The following is a 19,530-nucleotide window of genomic DNA, read 5'->3' on the forward strand; positions in this document are numbered from 1 at the left end:
CAGCCCGCGAGAAACTTCCGGCGGCGTTCTACCCATTTCCGCGAGCCGGCTCTAACGTAAGAACGCTTTCATCGGTGCTATCCTATAGGCGTGGCTCATTTATTACGATCAAAGGGGAGATAGAAGATGAAAGCGACAAAAAAAAGCGTGCTCTTGGCGCTGGCGGCGCTCCTTGTCACGGTAACCGCGTGCTCTTCCGGGAATCAGCCGCCCGCTGGCGGCAATGTAAGCGAAGGCGCCGCTTCCGGGAACGGCGGAGCGACGGCTCCGGCGGAGACGGCCGATCCTTTCGGCAAGTACGAGACGCCCGTTACGATCAACGTGGGGCAGGCGATCGATCCGACGGACAAAAGCTTGCCGCAGGGCGATACGCCGGAGAATAACCAATATACAAGACATATCAAGGAACAGCTGAACATCGATACGAAAATCATATGGCAAACGGCCTCGGGCCAGGATTACGATCAGAAGGTCAACCTGTCCATCGCGAGCGACGACCTGCCCGACCTCGTCATCGTAAACGACGCGCAGCTCAGGCAGATGGTGAAGGCCGGCCAGGTGGAGGATTTGACGGAAGCGTTCGAGCAATACGCGTCTCCGGCCATCAAAGGCATCATCGAGAAGACCGAAGGGCGCGCGCTCGACGCGGTCACGTTCGACGGCAAGATGATGGCGCTCCCTAACGTAACCGCGCGGGGCGACGCCGTCCACACGATGTGGATCCGCAAAGATTGGCTCGATAAGCTCGGCCTCGAAGTGCCGAAGACGGTCGAAGAGCTGGAGAAGGTGGCCAAAGCGTTCGTCGAGGGCGATCCGGACGGCAACGGCCAGGCGGATACGATCGGCATTACCGGCCAGCAGGCGGGCGGCAAGCTGTACGCGAACTTCCTGGCATCGAGCAATAACACATTCGGCCTTGATCCGATCTTCTCCGCGTTCAACGCGTATCCGGGCTTCTGGCTGGAAGGCGAGGACGGCAAGCCGGTCTACGGCTCCATTCAGCCGCAGGTGAAGGAAGCGCTGGCCAAGCTGCGCGACATGTATGCCGGCGGCGCGATCGACCGCGAGCTGAGCATCCGCAAGGACGCGGCCGAGCCGGTCATCAGCGGCAAGTCTGGCATCTTCTTCGGTCCGTTCTGGATGGGCTACTGGCCGCTTCCGGACGCGATCAAGAACGACCCGAACGCCAATTGGCAGTCCTATGCGCTGCCGCTCGACAAGAACGGCGAATTCAGCCCGCACATGGCGACGCCTTCGACGCAATTCCTGGCGGTTCGCAAGGGCTACGAGCATCCGGAAGCCGCGCTTAAATTGATGAACCTGCTCGTCCGGGACGAAGCGAAATTCGACGTAAGCGTATCCTTGAATCACTATCCGGTACGGATCGTGTACGCGCCGGTCGACGAGATCGAGTACTCGCTGACCGCGCTCAAGGAAGTGCTGGCCGGAACGAAGACGGCGGCCGATCTGGACATCCCGGGCTACAAGCTGCTCGCGGACGATGCGACGAAGATCGGCAAAGCGAAGCTCGAGCCGTTCGACAACAACGACATTAAGTATTGGAATACCGAAGACATCGGCACGTGGAGCCGCATGTACTCGATCTTCGTCGGCGGCGCGCCGCTGCTCGAGCCGCGCAACGAAGTGTACAGCCTCGTTTATTCCCAGACCAAGACGATGGAGAGCCGCTGGGCGAACCTCGAGAAGCTGGAAACCGAAACTTTCCTGAAAATCATTATGGGCGCGGCACCGATCGATGCCTTCGATCAATTCGTCGAGGATTGGAAGAAGCAGGGCGGCGATAAGGTAACGCAAGAAGTCGAAGAGGAAGTCAAAGGCTAATCCAATCGGCGCGGGCGGCGGACACGGATTCCGCCGCCTTACTTCTAAAATATAAGAAGTAGGAGTGGGAATAATCATGAGAAACAGAAGCTTCGAGAAGCACTACTACCTTATGCTTCTGCCCGGCTTGATTTGGCTAGTCTTGATTAACATCGTCCCGATGAGCGGCATTGTGATGGCATTTCAGGATTTTAACCCGGGCGCGGGCATTTGGAAATCGGAATGGATCGGTTTAGAGAACTTCGAATACATGTTCGTGCTGTCCGACAGCAAGACGGTATTATTTAATACGATTTACATCGCGGTGCTGAAAATTATCGGCAACCTGATCGTCCCCCTCGTCTTCGCGCTTATGCTGAACGAGCTGCGCATGCAGATCGTGAAGCGCTGGGTGCAGACGATCGTCTATTTGCCTCATTTTCTGTCCTGGGTCATTTTGTCGGGAATTTTGCTCGACGTCTTCGCATTCAAAGGGCCGGTCAACTCCCTCCTGGGAGCGTTCGGCATCGAACCCGTCCTGTTCTTCGCGCGGGCGGACCTTTTTCCTTATATTATCGTAGGAAGCGACGTGTGGAAGGAATTCGGCTTTAACACGATCATATATTTGGCGGCGCTCACTTCGATCAATCCGGCGCTGTACGAAGCGGCCGCGATCGACGGGGCGACGCGGATGAAGCGCTTGTGGCACGTGACGCTTCCCGGCATTACGACGACGATCGTCCTGCTCGCCGTCTTAAGCCTCGGGAACGTGCTTAACGCGGGCTTCGACCAAATCTTCAACCTGTACAACCCGCTCGTCTATTCGACCGGGGATATTATCGATACGTGGGTATACCGCTCGGGCCTTCTGAACCTTCAGTTCAGTCTGGCGACGGCGATGGGACTGTTGAAATCGGTGGTCAGCTTTGTTTTAATCGTCGTTTCCTACCTGCTTGCCTCCAAATTCGCGAACTACCGCATCTTTTAAAAAGACAAGAAAGCATAAATTCGAAAGGAGCATGGACCATGGTTAAGGAACAATCATACGTCTCCAAGCTGTTTGATATCGCGCTGCTCGTCGTCCTGATCGTCATCGCGCTCGTATGCGTCATGCCGATCTGGTATACGCTCGCCGTCTCGTTAAGCGACAAGGCCGCGGCCGCAGCGGGAAGCGTCCGGTTATGGCCGGTCGGCTTCAACTGGAATTCGTATCAGACGATCATGACCGACTCGAAGTTTTTCAATTCGTTCGGCATTTCCTTGCAGCGGGTCGTGCTCGGCTCCGTCATCAATTTCGCGGTTACGGTGCTGCTCGCGTACCCGTTGTCGAAGTCGGTCAGGGATTTCCGTCTGCGCAACGTCTTTATGTGGCTGCTCGTCTTCTGCATGCTCTTCAACGGCGGCTTGATTCCTTGGTATATGGTCATGAAAAATTACGGCTTGATGGACACGATCTGGGCGCTCGTGCTGGCGGGCGGCGTGCAGGTGTTCCACGTCATTCTCGTCGTGAACTTCTTCCGGAACCTGCCGAAGGAGCTCGAGGAGGCGGCGCTCGTGGACGGCGCGGGGCCTTGGTATATGCTCGTGCGGCTCTTCGTCCCGCTGGCCGTTCCGGTGCTCGCGACGATTACGCTGTTCAGCATCGTGTACCACTGGAATGAATTTTTCCACGGGCTCGTGCTCATGTCGTCGGCCGAGAAATATCCGCTGCAAACCTATATCCAGCAGCTCGTCGTCGTCATCGATACGACCAGCATGACGGAGGATGAATACAAGAAGCTGAGCGAGCTGTCCAATCAGACGCTGAACGCGGCCAAAATCTTCATCGCCATGATTCCCGTCCTGGTCATTTATCCGTTCCTGCAGCGCTTCTTCATTCACGGCATTACGCTTGGATCGGTCAAGGAATAGGTGGAGCAACTTATGCGTCATGCGGCGCCATAAGCGGCCGAAGCGTCGAGTGATCCGCCCTCTCAGGCAGCGCGTCTCATGCCGAAGCATGCAGAAGTGCAGGCTTTCTGCCGCTTCGTTCGTGCAGCGAAGCAAATGGCTGCGAATGTGCATCTTTTTCATTTGATAAGCACAAAAAGGGGGCTCACGTGCCGAATTGCCTGCACAATCGCAGGCATTCCGTTCTGCTGCTTCATCGATAGGGTAAAGGCTGCACAATCGCAGGCATTGCGCAAAGGGTTCTTTATTGTTTTGATAAATGAAGAAGGGGCGTCCTTCCGTCATCTCGCGATGACTTCGGGACAGCCCCTTATGCCGTTTTCGATGCGGTATCCGGCTTATTGCACCATATGGTTCGCATACGGGAACTGCGAGGAATAGCCGCTGAACTGCTGATAATGTTGATCCAGCTTGTTCTGCTGCTCGGCCTCCAGCTTGTAGTGCCCTTTGCGGAACATCAATTCGAACAGTTCGTATTGGCATTGATGCGTTTCGTTCAGAATCGTCATAATATCCTGATGCAGGGCGGTATGGCTCGCTTCGCGCGCCGATACGTTGAAGCTGTCGGTCAGGTACTTCTCCGTCGCCAGGATGTCGTTGACGCGGTCGCGGTCATTGAGCTCCGGGCCTTTCACCTGCGGCTCGTTGGCCGGCTTCGGGTTTTTGATCGTCTGCGAGCCTTGGTTTTGGCTCATGCCTTGATTCATGCCTTGATTCATGGGCGCGGCCTCCTTTTATTGTTGTTGCTGCTGCTGCTGGGTTTGGGGAACTTTGGACATTTCGAGCGTATTGTTGTTCTGCAGATGCTTCAGCAGCATAGTATAATGTCTTTGATGCATCTGGCCGGCTTTGTCGATCGCTTGGGCGATTTCCGGATCGGTGCATTCCTGCGCGAAATGACGGCATTTCTTCATTGCCAAAATTTCCCACGACAATTGGTCGGATAAATACAGCGAGTCTTTGACGGTAATGACCTGAGGCGGCGTCTGCATCAGCGGAGCCTGCTGCTGCGATTGGTTTTGCTGCGTTTGCATGTGTAGTCTCCTTTAATCGGAATTTACCTATAGCTTGCCTAAAAAAGAAAAAAATAACCGCCGGCATCCGATCGAATTCGGCGCCCGCGGCAGAAGAGGGGGAACGACATGGCCGACCTGTCTTTCATGCCATTAATGATCGAACGGATATGCCGCGATGCGGTCGGAGAACCGGCGCAGCATATGGAAAGGATGACCTTCGGCCACTGCAATGTCGTCTACGAAGTCAAGACGGCGGACAGGGAGCTGATTGTCCGGACGAACGAGGACCCGGCCGTGCTGCGGGGCACGGAGGCCAATCTGGCGGTGCTGCTGGACTTGGGCCTTCCCGTTCCGAAGGTGCTGCACGCCGATTTGAGCGCGGCGGAATATCCTTTCGCTTATCTCGTCCTGCCCAAAATTCCCGGCTGCGACTTGAGATACGCGCTGCCGGGCATGACCGGCGCTCAAATGACCGCGCTGGCGGGGCAAATCGTCTCGTTCCAGCGCATTGTCGGGCAGCTGCCGCAAGGCTCCGGCTTCGGATGGGTGCCGATCGGGGAGAAGGGGCCGTTCCGCAGCTGGGCCGACGTGATCGAGCGGGATCTGAACAAGCATTTCGATCAAGCCGCCCGCAGCTTGACGGAAGCGGAGATCGGAACCTTAACGGAGCAAGCGGAGAGCTTCCGCGGCTACTTCGGCCAGGTGGAGCCCCGCTGCTTCCTGGACGACATCACGATCAAGAACGTCATCATGCAGGACGGGGAGCTGCAGGGAATGATCGACTTTGACAGCGTCTGTTACGGCGATCCCCTCTATATGGCCGCCCTGACGCAGACGGCCGTCGTATCGGATGTGCCCGGGAAGGACGCGATCTTTTATATAGAGGAGCTTTGCCGGCTGTGGGGGATGGACGGCCGTCAACGGGCTATCGTCGATTTCTACTCCTGCGTGCATGGCCTTAGCTTCCTCTCGTTCTACGGAAGCGATCCCGGGCAGGCGGAATACCGCGATCGGGTAGTCGCGTTTATGAAGGAACGGCTGTCGGCGGGACGGGCGAAGTACTGAACGAATTCGGATTAAGCCTTGAACAATAAGGGAGGCGCGTGATGCGGGTCCATTTATTTTTGGAACAAAGCGATTTCAAATTCGAGCCGTGGGAAGAGGCGGTGCCCGAGATCAAGAAATGGATCGACGATCACGTCATTGCGGTTGCCGAAGGTCACAACCTCAATCATGCCGTTATTCATATCCAATGCGCCGACGCCGTATCGCTCAAGTTCGGCGTGCGCGATCTGCACCGGGAACAATCGCCGATGATCGCGGCGATGGAGGATAGCGTGGTAAGCGATTATGAGGATGCCGGCTTCGATTATTGGGACAGCATTCCTCCGTTTGGCGTAGTCGAGCTGTATGCGCTCGAATTAACGCATAGGCCGGACGTTACCGAGGCCGAACTTGAAGCGTTTTTCCTTCTCGCCGTAAATTTTTTGCTTAACTCGTTTATGATGATCGCGTTTCGCGGCAGCGAAGTGGAGCATGTCGAGCGCTATATGGAGGATACGATCCGCTGGGCGAGAGCCTATACGTATCAGGGCGAGACCTGCTTTCGTTATAAACACCCTGGCTGGTGAAATTTAGAAATAACTTTTAAATACAAAAAACACGATGGTATAATAGGGACTATGGAATCAAAAAAAGATGGAAAATTCAAGGAGTATAGTCATGCCTAAACCTACCAAGCTTTTTATCAGTTCTGTAGCTCAGGATACCCTTACAGGACTAAGAGCAACAGCATTTGATGAATTAGCAACACTTGGTCATTTTCCCGAGATGTTTGAAAAAACGTTTGGACCGTGGCCTATGAATGCGACCGGCATACAGCATTGTCTTGATAAGGTTAAAGAATGTGATGTGTATTGCTTGTTCATTCATAGTAAAGCCGGGAGCATGACATCAAGTGGTCGGACGATTACTCACCTAGAATTTTTAAAAGCAATTGAAGAGGATAAAGTTTTGGTGCTATTTGCTGAAACGACGATAAAAAGTAAATATTTCGGTAGTATCCGTTGGATCATAAAAGATTTCGTTGATGAATTTATTAAAACGAACGCTCATACTCCTAATTACATAGAAATTTGTAACTATCTAGAAATAAAATCGGAAGAAGTTAACTCTGACATCCCGTCCAAACATAACATAGAAATGTATGTTTGGGTTCTTTTGTACGATATTGTAGATGTTCACGGAAAGTATATAGAGGATTTGTCTTATGGCACCAGCGTTCCTTGGAAATCTTATTTAAGCGATTTGTTACGACAGGGAGTTAATTTGATCCCTAAAAGCAAAATAGCTTCTGAAAGCATGCAGTTGGCTAACGCCTTTGGCGATTTTACTGATTTCACATTGCTGGTTCTGGCAAGTCATCTGCGTATTAATGATTTCATTAATCTCCCAAGACTTTTATCAAGATTAATTTCGGCATTACGGGGTGCAAATATTACAAAAGATTTTCCGCCGCTCGAAAGAACAATCGGTAAAGTGAAAACTTGTTCTGCGGTGTGTTTGTTTCAACGAGAGGGCAATATACTGAAAACAGTTCAAAGCGCAGGGGATACTGATGGAGATAATGACTTTACTATCGATGATCCGGATTCGTTTGTCGCTTATACTTATCATAATGTAACCGATGAGGAACCTGCTTTATTTTACCTTGAGTCAAAGCGCATGTTTTATTTTACATTCAAAATCGGAGAGTACGTCATTTCTTACCATTTTCCTGAAGAAACACAGTGGAACCAACAAATGTTTACTGACTATACCGAGGATATAATTGATGGTATAATAAATTCACATGCTAACACTTTTATATTCGATTTCATGAATTTCACAATAAGGGGGCTACAGAAATGAATTTGAAGAGAAGCATACAAGTTAGGACACCGGAAACAGGTGGAATTTGGAATATCAAACATGTTTCTGCAGCCCCTACAAAAACGATTGTAGCCATTAATAAACAGGCAGTGAAGCTTGCAGTCACAGCAAAATTGCCGAATCTAGCTAAGGATACCGTTTTATTTGTGGAAACTAAGAGAGCCTCGGGATTAGACTCACTTAAAAAAAACCAACGTCTGAAAGAACTAAATAAATCATGGCATGAAATAAACAGAACATAATTTTCAGTTAACAGAAAATGAGTTTACAATAGAACGGCAGTCCGGGGCATTCAATGTTATGTCCGGACCGCCGTTTTATTTTGCTTGAAGCAATTCCGTGATCCTCACATAGGTACATGCATACAAGGCTGCCGGCTCCATCCGTCAGCCTCTTTTCCATGCGCGAAAGTTACATCCCGTCCCATTCATTGTATACTTATTAACATAGTGTTAACGGCCATCGTCGATCTAACTTACTAAACGGGATGTGTTCGGGTATGCAAAACTGGAAGCGAACGATGTGGATTTTATGGGTAGGCGTGCTGCTTTGCAGCTCCAGCTACACGATGGCGGTGCCTTTTCTGCCGCTGTTTCTGTTCGATCTCGGCGTCGGGCAATCGTCGGTAAATTTGTGGGCGGGCATCGTCCACTCCTCCGCCTTCCTCGTCGGGGCCGTCATGGCGCCGTTCTGGGGCTCGATGGCGGACAAGTACGGCAAGCGCAAAATGGTCATTCGGGCGGGGATCAGCCTGGCAATCATCTATTCGTTAATTTCCGTCGTGCAGACGCCCTGGCAGCTGATCGTCGTCCGCATGCTGCACGGCTTCGTCGGCGGATTCGTGCCCGCCTCGATGGCGATCGTGGCGACCGTCGCCCCGGCGAATAAGATGGGCCAGAGCCTGGGCATTATGCAAGCAGGGACGATGACGGGCGGCATTCTCGGCCCGTTCTTCGGGGGACTGCTCGCGACGGCCTTCGGGCTGCGAATGTCGTTCGTCGTATCGGGAGCGATCATCTTCCTCGCTACGATAGCGGTCATCTTCTGGGTGAAGGAAGGCCATTCGAGAGGCGAAGCGAAGAAGTCGACGTACTGGGGCAATTTGAAATACGCCTTCACGAACGCGACGCTCCGAAATTTGCTGCTGCTCCTGCTAATCTTCCAAATTTCCTACAATATGATCCAGCCGCTGCTTACGCTCCATATCGCCGACCTGCAGGGGAATGTGCGCGACGCGGTGCTGACGAGCGGCTACGTCATCTCGCTCATCGGCATTGCCGGCATCATCGCTTCGCCGCTGTGGGGCCGCGCGGGCGAGCGGCTCGGGCATATGCGGATGCTGGCGTTCTGCATGGCGGGCGCGGGGCTCGTCGTCTGCTTTCAATATTTCGTCGACCGGCTGTGGCTGTTCACGTTCGTGCAGTTCGTGTTCGGGCTGTTCATCGCGGGCATCGCGCCGACCGTCAATACGCTGTTCGTGAAGAGCACGCCGGAGGAATTCCGGGGCCGGTCGTTCGGCATGACGGCGAGCGCCAACCAGCTCGGCTCGATGATCGGCCCGCTGATCGGCGGGGTGCTGGGCCTTTACCTGAGCATCCATTGGATATTCGTCACGTCGGGCCTCATTCTGGCCGCCGCGGGATTATCCGTAATGGCCGGGAGGCCGGCGAAGAAGGGCATGCCGGAGCGGCAATGATTCAGGCAGAGGAGGCGGCGCATGCGCTTAGGGAGCTTGTACGGCAAATACATCAAAAACAATTTGTTCATGAAAATCATTTTGCTGTTCGCCCTGATTACGATCGTAACGATCATCACCTTCTCCTATCTCATGTACCTCTCGATGTCCCAATCCGCCCTTCAGCGGCAGCTGGACGTGCAGAGGAGGGCGATGGAGAGCGTCAGCGGCTACATCGGCGGCAAATACGAGTCGGTTCAGACGATGATGGTGAACGTCTACCGGGACGAGGAGCTGGCGTTCAACCTGTCGTACCTGATGGAGAACCCTTATCCCGAATACGTCGAGCACCGGCTGGACAAGTACTATAACGACAACAGCACCTCGACGGACGTGGTGCAGTTTTTCCGGAACCGGCTCGACGACGACCGGGACATTCGCAGCCTCATGCTGTACAGCGCGGAGCTGCAGCAGCTGTATACGTTCAACGACGCCAGACAATTCAAAATCGTATCCGCCAACGCGGCCAACTCCTTCATCCCCGACGCGATGTACCTGGAGGAGGACTCGAACGTATCGATTCCGAACGTCTGGGTGAAGAAGGCGATCGACCTCGAGGACCAGCCGCTCTTCTCCGTCCGGGTGCCGGTGAACAACAAGCAGTCGCTGCGCAACATCGGGCAGCTGCTCGTCTACTTCGAGTCGAACGAATTGATGGAGAACCTCGCCCGTTTCGAGGAGAAAATTATGGGCTCGATCGTGGTGCTGTCCGCGGACGGGGATGTCATCTTCGATTCCTCGGGACGCGGATACGGCGGCAAGTATCCGTATTTCGAGCAGGTGAGCGCCTCTTTGTCGGACGGGGAGGTCGCGGACAACTTTATTATGAACAAGTCGATGCATACGCAGGGCGGCTTCACGGTGCTCAGCATGGTGCCGAAGGCCGAGCTTGAAGCGTCGTACGTCGGGCTGCGCCGGACGATCGTGACGATCAGCTCGATCTGTATTTTCTTCACGATTCTCATTCCTTCCTTGTTCATCGGCAACTTCGCCAAGCGGACGCACAACATCATCCGGTTCACCCGCAAGGTGAAGCAGGGCGATTTGTCCGCGCGGATCGAGGACGTGAAGGAGGACGAGCTCGGCCAGATCAGCAAGAGCTTCAACGACATGCTCGAGGAGCTCAACCAATATATCGACCGGGTGTACAAGGCGGAAATCAAGCAGAAGCATACCGAGCTTGCCGCGCTCGAAGCAAGGGTCAACCCACATTTCCTGTACAACACGCTGGAGGTGATCCGGATGCGGGCCGTCTCGCAGGGCGCGGGCGACGTCGGGGAGATGATCTACAGCCTGTCGGTGCTCTTCAAGAGCTACGTGCAGCAGAAGCCGAACTATACGCTGCAGGACGAGCTTGAAGCTTGCAGGCTCTATCTCGAGCTGTTCCGTATCCGGTACAAGGACAAGTTCGCTTACGACATCCGCTGCGAGCCGGGGCTTAAGGGCAAGGCGGCGTTGAAGATGTCGCTGCAGCCGGTCATCGAGAACTACATTCTGCACGGGCTGCGAACGGACCGCCACGACAACCGGATCGAGATCGCGGTCCGCAAGGATGGCGATCTTATCCGGGCCGAGGTAACGGATAACGGCAAAGGGATTGAGCCCGGGCGGATGGAAGAGATCAGGCGGGGGCTGGACGATCCGGACGCGAATGCGGAGTCGTTCGGCCTGCGCAGCATCCATGAGCGGCTGCGGCTGCTCTACGGACCGGGCTACGGCATTGAGATTGAGAGCACGCCGGAGGAAGGGACGACGGTAACCGTCCTTTATCCGGACATCGGGGAGGCGTAGCGGAATGTACAAAGTATTCATCGTGGACGACGAGCCGTTCATCGTCGAGGGGCTTTACGACATTGTCGATTGGGAGGCCATGGGACTGGAAATCGTCGGCTCCGCGGAGAACGGTAAGGCGGCGTTGGAAGCGATCCGGACGACGCCCGTCGATATTATGATCACCGATATTTCGATGCCGATAATGGACGGGCTTACCCTCATCCGCCAGGCGAGGGAGCTGCTGCTGACCGATTTGAAGATCATCGTGCTCAGCGGCTTCAACGAGTTCGATTATTTGAAGGAAGGGATGCGGCTCGGCATCGAGAACTACTTGCTGAAGCCGATCAACCTCGAGGAGCTGAAGGCGACGCTGGCCAATACGCTGGCGAAGCTGAACGCCTCCCGGGCAAGCGATTCCTTCCATGAGCAGAGCATGCGGATCTTGAAGGACAACGTCATGTACCGGTGGCTGATGAAGCAGATCGAGCCGGAGCCGTTCCGCGAACGCGCCGCGCTGCTCGGCATCGAGCTGGACGCGCCTTACGCCGCGGTCGCGGTGCTGCGGCAGGAGCGCGAGCGCAAGGAAGTGGCGGACTTCATCGCCAGGCAGCAGGAGCATAACAGCGGGGCGGTGTCCTTCCGCGACATGGACGGGGATATCGTGATCGTGTTCAAAATGGACGAGCCGGCGGCCGGCATGCAGGAGGCGGAAGCGATTCTGCTCAGCTACATGCGGCTGCTCGAGGAATACGGCCGGCTGCGCGTGACGCTCGGCAGCGCGGAGCAGCTGGAGGAGGCGTCCGAGAGCTACGCGCAGGCGAGGAAGGCGCAGGAATATTTCCTCATCTACGAGGACCGTTCGATGATCCGGTACGACGACCTGCCGAGCGGGAATGGGGACGATCGGCTGCGGTTCCCGCTGGATTGGCAGGACTATAGAAGGATGGTCATGGCCAAAGACAGGGAATCGCTCATGAGCCGGATCGACGAAGACTTCGCGCAGCTGCAGCGGGCGGAAGGCATCGCCCCCGGCGATTTGCAGGACACGGCGATAGAGGCGATCGTCCGGTTCAAAATGCTGCTGAAGGAAATCCGCCACGACGAAGAGCCGGAGCTGTACACGGGAAGCTTCGGCCGGCTGAAGGGCGCGGAGCGGATCGACGACCTCGTCCGGATCGTGCAGGAGGCGGCGGGCATCACGGTCGACGCGTTGATCAAGGACGTGAAGAGTCCGGTCGTGCAGCAGGTGCTTAACCATATTCACGAGTCTTACAACGAGGATCTGTCGCTCAAGACGCTGGGAAGCCTGTACAACATCCATCCCGTATATCTGGGCCAGCTGTTTCACAAGGAGTGCAACGAATCGTTCACGGAATACATGAATAAGTTCCGGGTGGAGAAAGCTAAGGAGCAGCTAAAGAACACGCAGCTCAAGGTGCACGAGATCGCCCGGAACGTCGGCTATTGGGAGACGGGCTATTTCTACAAGCAGTTCAAGAAGCACGTAGGAATTTCCCCGACCGAATTCAAAGGGCTGCTTTAGCGCCGGGCGCGCGAAAGCAGCTTTCTTTATTTTGGACATGATTTATTTAGTTTCTGTTCTATTTGAAAATGCTTTCATCTTTTAAAGTTAAAGTAGTCCTTAGGGATCATATTCGACGGGGAGGGTACTTACAAAATGAGCAGAAAAAGAAAAAGCTTTTCTCTCGTTCTGACGACGCTGCTGGCGACCACGCTTGTTGTAAGCGCGTGCGGAAGCAAAGCGGATAACGGAACGAACACGGCGGGAAGCGGCGGCGAAGGCGCTTCGAACGAGCCGACCGCGGAATTGATCTGGTACACGATCGGGGTTCCGCAGAAGGACCTGGCGCTCGTGAACGAAGAGATCAACAAGTACACGAAGGAAAAAATCAACGCGACGGTTGACATAAAAATGATCGACTTCGGCGATTACACGCAGAAGATGCAGGTCATGGCCGCTTCGGGCGAGCCGATGGACATTATGTTCACCGCGTCGTGGGCGTTCGACTACGTGCAAAACGCGCGCAAGGGCGCGTTCATGGAAATCGACGAGCTGCTGGAGAAACACGGACAAGGCATCAAGGAAACGCTCGACCCGGCGTTCCTCGAAGGCTCCAAGGTCGACGGACACAACTACGGCGTACCGGCCAACAAGGAGCTTCCGGCCCAAGAGGTATGGCGCTTCAACGACGAGCTGGTGAAGAAGTATAACCTCGACATCAAGAGCGTCCGCTCGATGGAAAGCCTCGAGCCGCTTCTGAAGACGATCAAGGAGAACGAGCCGGACGTGACGCCGCTTGCGCTGGTGAAGGATTTCATGCCGCTCATGCCGTTCGACTACGTGATCGAGAAGCTGCCGATGGCGGTCTACCTGGATACGAAGGACTACAAAGTCGTGAACCTCTTCGAAACGCCGGAGCTGAAATCGGCGCTCGACACGATGCGCAAGTTCTACCAAGCCGGTTACATTTCGCCGGAAGTGGCGACGACGACTTCGGTCGAGGATCTGTACAAATCGGGCAAATGGTTCACTGACCGCGCATCGACGCAGCCGCTGGCGGAGAACCTCTGGTCGGCAAGCTACGGCTACCCGGTAACGACGACGCCTGCAGGCGACGCGTACACGTTCAACTGGTCGGTTATGGGCTCGATGCAGGCGATCTCCGCCAACTCCGAGCATCCGGAGAAAGCGATGGAATTCCTGAACCTGCTGAACACGGACCCTGTCCTCCGCAACATGGTGGACTCCGGCATCGAAGGCACGCACTACGAAAAAATCGGCGACAACAAGATGAAAAACTTGCCTGACGCGAAAAACTACGACATGCCGACATTCTCCCTCGGCAACTTGCTGATCACTTACCTGAACGAGAACGACCCCGACAACAAGTGGGAGCTGTTCAAGGAATTCAACGAATCGGGCATCGACGCGCCGCTTCTCGGCTTCAACTTCGATGCGACGAAAGTATCCAAGGAAATCGCGGCCGTACAGAACGTGAAGGAAGAATACTGGTCCTCGCTCATGACGGGCACGGTCGACCCTGCGACCTACATCGCGAAAGCGAACGAGAAATTCAAAGCGGCCGGACTGGACACGGTCATTGCCGAAGTCCAATCGCAGCTCGACGCATGGAGAGCCGCAAACAATAAATAAAACGATAAAAAAGGGGATCGGGCGGGTGAAAGTTTCGCCCGATCTTTTTTCATGTTTGTTTTTTCACTAACAGAATCGGGAGGGATAATCGTGAAAATGGTCGGCGGGTTTCTTAAAGACGTCGTTAAAAATAAAGTGTTTCTGCTCATGGTTTTGCCGGGCGCGCTATGGTTTCTGTTCTTCTCGTACATTCCGATGTTCGGCACGGTCATCGCCTTCAAGGAATACCGGTTCAGCCGGGACGGCTTCTGGGCCAGCATCGTGAACAGCGACTGGGTCGGCTTCGACAACTTCAAGTTTTTGTTCAGCACGAACGACGCGTACATCATTACGCGCAATACGCTGCTCTATAACATCGCATTCATTGTCCTCGGGCTGGTGCTGTCGGTCGTCATGGCCGTCGTCCTGTCCGAGCTGGTCAATAAAAAGCTGGCGAAGGTATACCAAACCGGCATGTTTCTTCCTTACTTTCTATCCTGGGTCATCGTAGGCTATTTCGCGTTCAGCTTCTTAAGCTCGCAGCGCGGCATGCTGAACCAGGTGTTCGCGTACTTCGGCTGGGAGCCCGTGCAATGGTATTCCGATCCGAAGTTTTGGCCGTATATCCTTATCCTCGTCATTCTGTGGAAGGCGGTCGGCTATAACAGCGTCGTCTATCTGGCCTCCATCATGGGCATCGACAAGTCGCTCTACGAGGCGGCGATGATCGACGGGGCGAACAAGTGGCAGCAAATCCGCAGTATCACCATCCCGATGCTCAGCCCGATCATTACGATCATGACGCTGCTGGCCGTAGGCAAAATTTTCTACGCCGACTTCGGTCTCTTCTACCAGGTGCCGAGGGATTCGGGAACGCTCTATTCGGTTACGAACGTTATCGATACGTACGTCTACCGCGGCCTCAAGACAACGGGCGAGATCGGCATGAGCACGGCGGCGGGCCTCTATCAATCGCTGGTCGGCTTCATCCTCGTCATTACGTCCAACGCTATCGTGCGCAAATATAACAAGGACGGCGCCTTGTTCTAAACCATAAGAGAGAGGAGTGGCAACCGTGATATTAGCCAAAAAGAAGCAGCGCGATTTCCATCAGCTGTCGACCCCGTGGAATGTCGTATTCAACCTGTTTGCCGGCATTTTCGCATTTTTGTGCGTATTTCCGTTTCTGTTCGTGGTCATCATCTCCTTGACGGACGAAGGGACGCTGGCCCGCGAAGGCTACCGGCTGATCCCGTCTGAGTGGAGCTTCGAAGCTTACAAATACGTGTTCCAAACCGGGGACACGCTGCTGCGCTCTTACGGCGTCACGATCTTCGTGACGGTCGTGGGCACGATTATCAGCTTGCTGTTCATCGCGTTCTATTCCTACGCCATTTCGAGAAAAAGCTTTAAGTACCGCAATTTCTTCTCCTTCTTCGCCTTCTTCACGATGCTGTTCAACGGCGGCCTCGTGCCGACCTACATCGTCGTGACGCAGCTGCTCGGGCTGAAGGATACGATCTGGTCGCTTATATTGCCGCTGGCGGTCAACGCTTTCTACATTATGATCCTCCGCACCTTCTACAGCACGAGCGTGCCGGACGCGATCATCGAATCGGGCAAAATCGACGGCGCCGGCGAATTCGGCACGTTCATCCGCCTGGTGCTGCCGCTGTCGCTGCCGGGCCTCGCCACGATCGCCCTGTTCAGCACGCTCGGCTACTGGAACGACTGGTTCAACGCGCTGCTCTATATCGACAATCCGAACCTGGTGCCGCTGCAGTCGATGCTGATGCGGATCGAGACGAACCTGCAGTTTATTTTGCAAAACTCGCAAAACAGCTCGCTCGGCCTCGAAGCGCTGCGGAACATGCCGCAGGATACGTCGCGGATGGCGATGGTCGTGCTCGCGACGGGACCGATCATCTTCGCTTACCCGTTCTTCCAGCGTTATTTCATTCAAGGTCTTACGGTAGGCGCCGTTAAAGAATAAGCTTGCGGGGGAGGCATAAGCGATGGAGAGAATCAGACGGTTTATCCGGGAGCTGGCGGAGCGTCAGTGGCTGGAGCGTGCGGAGCTTGGCGATTGGGCGATTACGCGCTCCACGTACGTGCTGCCCGGCCGGTACGAGCATCACGGCGAATACGCCGAGGGGCATGATTTTGCCCGGTTTCCGAGCAAGCAGGGCACGACTTATTTTTTCAGAAAGCAGCTGGAGCTGCCTTCCTCCTGGACGAGCGGCCGCTTCGGCCTGCTGTTCGAATCCGGGGGCGAAGGCCTCCTTCGCATAAACGGGTCTTCCTATCAGGGGCTTGACCGGAACCACACGTTCGTGACGCTGGATCCGGCGCGGACGGGCCGGTCGATGGCGCTTGAGATCGAGCTGTTCGATCCGGTGCCGGAGCCGGTCGATCCGCTGAACCGGCAGGCGGTCATCCAGCCGCCGATTACGGCGATCCGCGCTTCTCTATTGCGGGTCAACGTCCCGGTGCAGAGCCTGATGTACACCGTGACGGTCATCCGGGACAGCCTGGCGCTGCTGCCGGAGCAGGATTTCCGCCGCACCCGGCTGCGTGAGGCGCTGCATGAAGCGATGGATCGGTTCGTGCAGCTTGGCGCGGAGGAAGTAAAAGAAGGAGCGGCGATCCGTTCCATCGAAGAGAGTTTGTCGGATAGGGCCTGCGAGATCGGCGGCAATGCCGAAGGGCTGATCCGCATGGTCGGGCAGTCGCATATCGACATCGCTTGGCTGTGGCCGGCGCGCGAGACGGTGCGGAAGACGAGCCGGACGTTCTCGACGGCGGACGCGCTCATGAGCGAATATCCGAACTTCCGGTACGCCCAGAGCCAGCCGCTGCTGTTCGAATATTTGAAGCGGAACGATCCGGAGCTGTACGAACGGGTCAAGGCGAGAATCAAGGAAGGCCGCTGGGAGCTGGTCGGCGGCATGTGGGTCGAGCCGGATCTGAACATTCCGAGCGGGGAATCGCTCATGCGGCAAATGCTGTACGGGCAGCGCTTCTACCAGGAGGAGTTCGGCATAACGTCGCAGATCGAGTGGCTGCCGGACACGTTCGGCTACTGCGCGTCGCTGCCGCAAATTTTGAAGCACGGCGGCATCCGGTATTTCATGACGACCAAGCTCGGCTGGAACGACACGAACGTGTTCCCGTACGATCTGTTCCACTGGGTCGGCATCGACGGCACGCCGATGCTGTCGTACCTCAATCACGGCGTGAACGAGAACACGCTGCCGAAGGACGTGCACGACCACTGGCAGTCGTACCGCGAGAAGGCGAAGCATCCCGAGCAAATGCTGCTGTACGGGCATGGCGACGGGGGCGGCGGCGTCACCCGCGAGATGCTGGAATATATCAACCGGGCGTCGCTCATGGTCGGCCAGCCGGCCAGCGAGTACAGTACGGCCGCCGCTTTCTTCGAAGGAATCGGGAACAAGGCGGCGGAGCTGCCGAAGTGGCGCGGCGACTTGTATTTGGAGCTGCACCGCGGCACGTATACGACGCACGGCCGCAACAAGCGGCATAACCGGAAGGCGGAAATCCTGTACCGCGAAGCGGAGCTGTGGAACGCGCTCGCGGCCGGCCGCATGGACGCTTCGTCGCGGCAAGCGGCCGACGCGGCGCTGCACGAAGGCTGGAAGCTGATTCTGCTGAACCAGTTCCACGACATCATTCCGGGCTCGGCGATTACGGAAGCGTATGAAACGTCGGAGAAGGAATATACGGAAGTGTTCGACAAAGGCGGTCTCGGCCTGCGGCTTGGCCTCGGCGCGCTGTCCGGCGCGATCGCCACGGAAGGCGATGGCGTGCCGCATGTCGTCTGGAACGGCCTCGGCTGGAGCCGGGACGTTGCAGCGGAGCTCGACGTCGATGCCGCATGGCCTGGGGCGGAAGCTTACGACGAGATGGGCGCGCGGCTGGCGCTCGATATGGCCCCGGATGCGGAGCCGGGCGCAAAGCGCGCCGTCGTTCGGGTGCCGGGAGTGCCGGCCTTCGGCTATAAGACGATTTGGCTGAGACGAGCCGAATCGGCTTCCGTGGATTCGGCTGCGGCGACTGCCGGGCTTGAGCTTCTTCAGAACGGCTGGGAGACCGGCTATTACAAGATCCGCTTCAACGAGCGCGGCGAGCTGGTCAGCCTGTTCGACAAGGCGGCCGGCCGCGAAGTGCTGCAGGCGGGCGAGCCGGGCAACCGGTTCCGCTTCTTCCATGACCGTCCGACGCTGTGGGACGCCTGGGACATCGACGACCGGTACGAGAAGCAGCCCGCGGGCGAAGCGAAGCTGCTCGAGGCTGGCGTCCTGCGGACGGGAGCCGTCCGGGACGTGCTGCGCTTCCGCTGGAAGCTCGGCCAATCGGAAATCAGACAGGATGTTGTTTTTCATCACGACGACCGCCGGATCGACTTCGAGACGAAGGTCGACTGGCAGGAAGCGCATAAATTGCTTAAAGTCGCTTTCCCGATCGACGTCGTGACGGACAAGGCGACGTACGATATTCCGTTCGGCGCGCTGGAGCGCCCGACCCACCGCAACACGAGCTGGGAGCAGGCGCAGTACGAAGTATGCGGCCACCGCTTCGCGGACGTGTCGGAGCGCGGATACGGCGTCAGCCTGCTGAACGATTGCAAATACGGCTACGACGTACAGGGCAGCACGATCCGGCTGTCGCTGCTGCGGGCGCCGAAGTGGCCGGACGTGACGGCCGATCTCGGCGAGCACGAGTTCACGTATTCGCTCTATCCGCATGAAGGAGACTGGCGGGAGGCGGGTACGGTGAGGAAGGCCGTCGAGCTGAACCACCGGCCGGTCGTAACGGCGGCGAAGGTGCAGCCGGGCGAGCTGCCGTCCGTGCATTCGTTCGTGTCCTTCACGGGCGAGCATGTCGTGCTCGATACGGTCAAGCCTGCCGAAGACGGCAGCGGCACGATCGTCCGCCTCTACGAATCGTCCGGCGGCCGGGAGAAGGTTGCGCTCGGCTGGCCGCTCCCCATCTCGGGCGCTTTCGTCTCGAACGCGCTTGAGGAGGATCTGGAGCCGGTCGAGGCTGCGGCGGGCGCCGTCGAGCTGTCGTTCGCGCCTTTTGAAATCAAGACGATCAAATTCATTCATTCCACGACATAGAAGGAG

Annotated in this window: 16 protein-coding genes; 14 read left to right on the plus strand and 2 right to left on the minus strand. The window is 56.1% G+C overall.

Going from position 1 to position 19,530, the window contains the following annotated elements:
• The first annotated feature begins 126 nt into the window (after window positions 1-126).
• The 3 genes from IDH41_RS20000 (at window position 127) to IDH41_RS20010 (ending at window position 3,732) form a co-directional block, all read left to right on the plus strand.
• On the plus strand, window positions 127-1,842 hold the full coding sequence (locus tag IDH41_RS20000; protein ID WP_190864169.1) for an extracellular solute-binding protein: 1,716 nt from the start codon (window positions 127-129) through the stop codon (window positions 1,840-1,842).
• Between the two features lie 76 nt (window positions 1,843-1,918).
• A complete protein-coding gene (locus IDH41_RS20005) occupies window positions 1,919-2,809 on the plus strand; it encodes an ABC transporter permease (protein WP_190864171.1) in 891 nt (296 codons plus the stop codon).
• 38 nt (window positions 2,810-2,847) lie between these two features.
• Entirely contained in the window at window positions 2,848-3,732 is an 885-nt protein-coding gene (locus IDH41_RS20010) for a carbohydrate ABC transporter permease (RefSeq protein WP_190864172.1), read from the plus strand.
• Between the two features lie 377 nt (window positions 3,733-4,109).
• Here the strand turns inward: IDH41_RS20010 and IDH41_RS20015 are convergent, their stop codons facing one another.
• On the minus strand, window positions 4,110-4,490 hold the full coding sequence (locus IDH41_RS20015) for a spore coat protein (protein WP_397328285.1): 381 nt from the start codon (window positions 4,488-4,490) through the stop codon (window positions 4,110-4,112).
• A 15-nt stretch (window positions 4,491-4,505) separates the two neighbouring features.
• Window positions 4,506-4,805: a ferritin family protein gene (locus IDH41_RS20020; protein ID WP_190864175.1), complete on the minus strand. Its 300-nt coding sequence runs from the start codon at window positions 4,803-4,805 to the stop codon at window positions 4,506-4,508.
• Between the two features lie 108 nt (window positions 4,806-4,913).
• Here IDH41_RS20020 and IDH41_RS20025 point away from each other — a divergent pair, with 108 nt between their 5' ends.
• From IDH41_RS20025 to IDH41_RS20075, 11 genes are all read left to right on the plus strand, one after another.
• Entirely contained in the window at window positions 4,914-5,852 is a 939-nt protein-coding gene (locus tag IDH41_RS20025) for a phosphotransferase family protein (RefSeq protein WP_223829882.1), read from the plus strand.
• A 41-nt stretch (window positions 5,853-5,893) separates the two neighbouring features.
• Entirely contained in the window at window positions 5,894-6,418 is a 525-nt protein-coding gene (locus IDH41_RS20030; protein ID WP_190864176.1) for a hypothetical protein, read from the plus strand.
• Window positions 6,419-6,509: 91 nt separating this feature from the next.
• A complete protein-coding gene (locus IDH41_RS20035; RefSeq protein WP_190864177.1) occupies window positions 6,510-7,697 on the plus strand; it encodes a DUF4062 domain-containing protein in 1,188 nt (395 codons plus the stop codon).
• Window positions 7,694-7,960, plus strand: a complete 267-nt coding sequence (locus IDH41_RS20040) for a hypothetical protein (RefSeq protein WP_190864178.1) — start codon at window positions 7,694-7,696, stop codon at window positions 7,958-7,960. The genes IDH41_RS20035 and IDH41_RS20040 overlap by 4 nt, the downstream gene beginning before the upstream one ends.
• Window positions 7,961-8,217: 257 nt before the next feature.
• Entirely contained in the window at window positions 8,218-9,414 is a 1,197-nt protein-coding gene (locus tag IDH41_RS20045; protein ID WP_190864179.1) for an MFS transporter, read from the plus strand.
• Between the two features lie 21 nt (window positions 9,415-9,435).
• On the plus strand, window positions 9,436-11,244 hold the full coding sequence (locus IDH41_RS20050) for a sensor histidine kinase (RefSeq protein ID WP_190864180.1): 1,809 nt from the start codon (window positions 9,436-9,438) through the stop codon (window positions 11,242-11,244).
• 4 nt (window positions 11,245-11,248) lie between these two features.
• A complete protein-coding gene (locus IDH41_RS20055) occupies window positions 11,249-12,769 on the plus strand; it encodes a response regulator transcription factor (protein ID WP_190864181.1) in 1,521 nt (506 codons plus the stop codon).
• A gap of 135 nt (window positions 12,770-12,904) precedes the next feature.
• Window positions 12,905-14,401, plus strand: coding sequence for an ABC transporter substrate-binding protein (locus tag IDH41_RS20060; RefSeq protein WP_190864183.1), 1,497 nt, complete (start codon window positions 12,905-12,907; stop codon window positions 14,399-14,401).
• A gap of 96 nt (window positions 14,402-14,497) precedes the next feature.
• Window positions 14,498-15,430, plus strand: coding sequence for an ABC transporter permease (locus IDH41_RS20065; RefSeq protein WP_190864205.1), 933 nt, complete (start codon window positions 14,498-14,500; stop codon window positions 15,428-15,430).
• Between the two features lie 25 nt (window positions 15,431-15,455).
• Window positions 15,456-16,373 (plus strand): carbohydrate ABC transporter permease, encoded by a 918-nt coding sequence (locus tag IDH41_RS20070; RefSeq protein WP_190864184.1) that lies wholly within the window; start codon window positions 15,456-15,458, stop codon window positions 16,371-16,373.
• A 22-nt stretch (window positions 16,374-16,395) separates the two neighbouring features.
• A complete protein-coding gene (locus IDH41_RS20075; RefSeq protein ID WP_190864185.1) occupies window positions 16,396-19,524 on the plus strand; it encodes an alpha-mannosidase in 3,129 nt (1,042 codons plus the stop codon).
• Window positions 19,525-19,530: the final 6 nt, after the last annotated feature.

Source organism: Paenibacillus arenilitoris (assembly GCF_014705655.1).
Lineage (GTDB): Bacteria > Bacillota > Bacilli > Paenibacillales > Paenibacillaceae > Pristimantibacillus > Pristimantibacillus arenilitoris.